The sequence below is a fragment of the Rothia sp. HMSC076D04 genome, from assembly GCF_001814645.1.
Taxonomy (GTDB): domain Bacteria; phylum Actinomycetota; class Actinomycetes; order Actinomycetales; family Micrococcaceae; genus Rothia; species Rothia mucilaginosa.
Window position 1 is genome coordinate 1 of record NZ_KV817350.1, and the last position, 5,236, is coordinate 5,236.

Sequence of the window (5,236 nt, forward strand, 5' to 3'; positions counted from 1 at the left end):
ACGCTGGTATAGTTGATTGAGTTGCCGCGGGAACGCGGTAACAATGAAAATAACATGAATGACCGTTCAACGGTAAGACATCCTTCGAATGAAGGAGTCAAGGTGTTGAATCGGTGTGTTGCTTGAGAACTCAATAGTGTGCTTTGTTCAATAAAATCACCGAATGGTGATGGAAACTGAAACTAATACCAAATATTTATTTATATTTGATAATCATCAAATGGTTTCAAATTTAGTCAGCTTGAGTCACGCACCCCCGTGTGTGATTCGCTGTTTGAGATCAGATTATCAAGCTTTTCTATTTTTTCAACGGAGAGTTTGATTCTGGCTCAGGACGAACGCTGGCGGCGTGCTTAACACATGCAAGTCGAACGATGAAGCCTAGCTTGCTAGGTGGATTAGTGGCGAACGGGTGAGTAATACGTGAGTAACCTACCTTTAACTCTGGGATAAGCCTGGGAAACTGGGTCTAATACCGGATACGACCAATCTCCGCATGGGGTGTTGGTGGAAAGCGTTATGTAGTGGTTATAGATGGGCTCACGGCCTATCAGCTTGTTGGTGAGGTAACGGCTCACCAAGGCGACGACGGGTAGCCGGCCTGAGAGGGTGACCGGCCACACTGGGACTGAGACACGGCCCAGACTCCTACGGGAGGCAGCAGTGGGGAATATTGCACAATGGGCGCAAGCCTGATGCAGCGACGCCGCGTGAGGGATGACGGCCTTCGGGTTGTAAACCTCTGTTAGCAGGGAAGAAGAGAGATTGACGGTACCTGCAGAGAAAGCGCCGGCTAACTACGTGCCAGCAGCCGCGGTAATACGTAGGGCGCGAGCGTTGTCCGGAATTATTGGGCGTAAAGAGCTTGTAGGCGGTTTGTCGCGTCTGCTGTGAAAGGCCGGAGCTTAACTCCGTGTATTGCAGTGGGTACGGGCAGACTAGAGTGCAGTAGGGGAGACTGGAATTCCTGGTGTAGCGGTGGAATGCGCAGATATCAGGAGGAACACCGATGGCGAAGGCAGGTCTCTGGGCTGTAACTGACGCTGAGAAGCGAAAGCATGGGGAGCGAACAGGATTAGATACCCTGGTAGTCCATGCCGTAAACGTTGGGCACTAGGTGTGGGGAACATTCCACGTTTTCCGCGCCGTAGCTAACGCATTAAGTGCCCCGCCTGGGGAGTACGGCCGCAAGGCTAAAACTCAAAGAAATTGACGGGGGCCCGCACAAGCGGCGGAGCATGCGGATTAATTCGATGCAACGCGAAGAACCTTACCAAGGCTTGACATATACTGGACCGCATCAGAGATGGTGTTTCCCTTCGGGGCTGGTATACAGGTGGTGCATGGTTGTCGTCAGCTCGTGTCGTGAGATGTTGGGTTAAGTCCCGCAACGAGCGCAACCCTCGTTCTATGTTGCCAGCACGTTATGGTGGGGACTCATAGGAGACTGCCGGGGTCAACTCGGAGGAAGGTGGGGATGACGTCAAATCATCATGCCCCTTATGTCTTGGGCTTCACGCATGCTACAATGGTCGGTACAGAGGGTTGCGATACTGTGAGGTGGAGCTAATCCCTAAAAGCCGGTCTCAGTTCGGATTGGGGTCTGCAACTCGACCCCATGAAGTCGGAGTCGCTAGTAATCGCAGATCAGCAACGCTGCGGTGAATACGTTCCCGGGCCTTGTACACACCGCCCGTCAAGTCACGAAAGTTGGTAACACCCAAAGCCGGTGGCCTAACCCTTTTGGGAGGGAGCCGTCTAAGGTGGGATTGGCGATTGGGACTAAGTCGTAACAAGGTAGCCGTACCGGAAGGTGCGGCTGGATCACCTCCTTTCTAAGGAGCACATTTAGTTGGCCATGCTACCCGCGAGTGTCGGGTGGGTGGTTTTGCTCATGGGTGGAATGTTGGTTTTGGGTTGGATGAGGCGCATTGTTGGGTTTTGGGGTAACACATTAGTGTTGTTCCTTTGTTTGCCTGGCATGGTGATGATGCAAATGTTTTTGTTTGTGTTGTTGTTGTGTTGTGGGTTGTTGTTTGAGAACTATATAGTGGACGCGAGCATCTTCTGGAATTTGCGTTGAATCAATGCTTTTGTGTTGGTTTGATTGTTGATTTTAGATTCTTATTTTTCTTGATTGTGTGTAAGTTATTAAGGGCACACGGTGGATGCCTTGGCATTAAGAGCCGATGAAGGACGTGTGAATCTGCGATAAGCCTCGGGGAGCCGATAACTGGGCTGTGATCCGAGGATTTCCGAATGGGGAAACCTGGCTCATCTTCATGGTGAGTTACCGCCAGCTGAATGTATAGGCTGGTTGGGGGGAACGCGGGGAAGTGAAACATCTCAGTACCCGCAGGAAGAGAAAATAAAGTAATGATTCTGTGAGTAGTGGCGAGCGAAAGCGGAAGAGACTAAACCTGTGGTGTGTGATAGCGGTTAGGCGTTGCATCATGGGGGTTGTGGGAGTCACAGTGGCAGTTCTAACTGGCTGCCGGCATGATGTTCAGGATGGTAGGTGAACGACTTGGAATGGTCGGCCGTAGAGGGTGAGAGTCCCGTAATCGAAATTGTTCTGTCCGTGGTGTGGCCACCCGAGTAGCACGGGGCTCGTGGAATCTCGTGTGAATCTGCCAGGACCACCTGGTAAGTCTAAATACTTCTTAATGACCGATAGTGAATCAGTACCGTGAGGGAATGGTGAAAAGTACCCCGGGAGGGGAGTGAAATAGTACCTGAAACCGTGTGCTTACAAGCCGTTGGAGCCTTTTGGGGTGACAGCGTGCCTTTTGAAGAATGAGCCTGCGAGTTAGTGTTATGTCGCGAGGTTAACCCGTGTGGGGTATCCGTAGCGAAAGCGAGTCTGAATAGGGCGTTTGAGTGGCATGACCTAGACCCGAAGCGGAGTGATCTATCCATGGCCAGGTTGAAGCGACGGTAAGACGTCGTGGAGGACCGAACCCACTTCAGTTGAAAATGGAGGGGATGAGCTGTGGATAGGGGTGAAAGGCCAATCAAACTCTGTGATAGCTGGTTCTCCCCGAAATGCATTTAGGTGCAGCGTTACGTGTTTCTTGCCGGAGGTAGAGCTACTGGATGGCCGATGGGCCTTCACGGGTTACTGACGTCAGCTAAACTCCGAATGCCGGTAAGTGAGAGCGTAGCAGTGAGACAGTGGGGGATAAGCTTCATTGTCGAGAGGGAAACAGCCCAGACCACCAACTAAGGCCCCTAAGCGTGTGCTAAGTGGGAAAGGATGTGGAGTTGCTTAGACAACCAGGAGGTTGGCTTAGAAGCAGCCATCCTTGAAAGAGTGCGTAACAGCTCACTGGTCAAGTGATTCTGCGCCGATAATGTAGCGGGGCTCAAGTACACCGCCGAAGTTGTGGCAATGACCCTTTGGGGTTGTTGGGTAGGGGAGCGTCGTGTGGCCGGTGAAGCTGCGGTGTAAACCAGTGGTGGAGGCTATGCGAGTGAGAATGCAGGCATGAGTAGCGAAAGATGAGTGAGAAACTCATCCGCCGGATGATCAAGGGTTCCAGGGTCAAGTTAATCTGCCCTGGGTTAGTCGGGGCCTAAGGCGAGGCCGACAGGCGTAGTCGATGGATAACGGGTTGATATTCCCGTACCGGTGAAAAACCGCCCATACTGATATTGTGATGCTAACCATGCGAAGCATGATGTGCAGGCTTTTGTTTGTGTGTTGTGTGGGTTGTGGGACCCGATCTTTGGAGGTAAACGTGTTAACAGGTGTGACGCAGGAAGGTAGCCAAGCCACGCGATGGTTGTCGTGGTCTAAGCGTGTAGGGTTGTCGGTTGTTAAATGCGCCGGCTGTGTGCCTGAGACGTGATGGGACCCCGTTTTTGGGGGATTTGGTGATCCTATGCTGCCGAGAAAAGCATCGGCGTGAGGTTTTAGCCGCCCGTACCCTAAACCGACACAGGTGATCAGGTAGAGAATACTAAGGCGATCGAGAGAATCATGGTTAAGGAACTCGGCAAAATGCCCCCGTAACTTCGGGAGAAGGGGGACCTTGAGCGTGATGGGCACTTGCTGCCTGGAGCGTGTATGGGTCGCAGAGACCAGGGGGAAGCGACTGTTTATCAAAAACACAGGTCCGTGCGAAGTCGTAAGACGATGTATACGGACTGACTCCTGCCCGGTGCTGGAAGGTTAAGAGGATTGGTTAGCTCTTTTGGGCGAAGCTGAGAATTTAAGCCCCAGTAAACGGCGGTGGTAACTATAACCATCCTAAGGTAGCGAAATTCCTTGTCGGGTAAGTTCCGACCTGCACGAATGGAGTAACGACTTCCCTACTGTCTCAACCATGAACTCGGCGAAATTGCAGTACGAGTAAAGATGCTCGTTTCGCGCAGCAGGACGGAAAGACCCCGTGACCTTTACTATAGTTTGGTATTGGTGTTTGGTTTGGCTTGTGTAGGATAGGTGGGAGACTGTGAAGCATGGACGCTAGTTTGTGTGGAGTCGTTGTTGAAATACCACTCTGGTCAATCTGGATGTCTAACTTCGGGCCATGATCTGGTTCAGGGACAGTGCCTGATGGGTAGTTTAACTGGGGCGGTTGCCTCCTAAAGTGTAACGGAGGCGCCCAAAGGTTCCCTCAGCCTGGTTGGCAATCAGGTGTTGAGTGTAAGTGCACAAGGGAGCTTGACTGTGAGACTGGCAGGTCGAGCAGGGACGAAAGTCGGGACTAGTGATCCGGCGGTACGTTGTGGAACGGCCGTCGCTCAACGGATAAAAGGTACCTCGGGGATAACAGGCTGATCTTGCCCAAGAGTCCATATCGACGGCATGGTTTGGCACCTCGATGTCGGCTCGTCGCATCCTGGGGCTGGAGTCGGTCCCAAGGGTTGGGCTGTTCGCCCATTAAAGCGGTACGCGAGCTGGGTTCAGAACGTCGTGAGACAGTTCGGTCCCTATCCGCTGCGCGCGTTGGAAATTTGAGAAAGGCTGTCCTTAGTACGAGAGGACCGGGACGGACGAACCTCTGGTATGTCAGTTGTACCGCCAGGTGCATGGCTGATTGGCTACGTTCGGGAGGGATAACCGCTGAAAGCATCTAAGCGGGAAGCCTGTTTCGAGATGAGATTTCCTGGCACTTTGGTGTGTGAGGCTCCTTATAGATGATGAGGTTGATAGGCCGGGTATGGAAGCGGGGACTGAAGACTCGTGGAGTTGACTGGTACTAATAGGCCGAAGGCTTACTTTTCAAGA

General features: G+C 52.3%; 2 rRNA genes. Both read left to right on the forward strand.

The features are described 5' to 3' along the window. Positions 1-306: 306 nt before the first annotated feature. A 16S ribosomal RNA gene (locus HMPREF2980_RS00010) occupies positions 307-1,835 on the forward strand. 306 nt (positions 1,836-2,141) lie between these two features. Continuing rightward, positions 2,142-5,231, forward strand: a 23S ribosomal RNA gene (locus HMPREF2980_RS00020). Together the 16S and 23S rRNA genes form the textbook arrangement of a ribosomal RNA operon. Positions 5,232-5,236 lie beyond the last annotated feature (5 nt).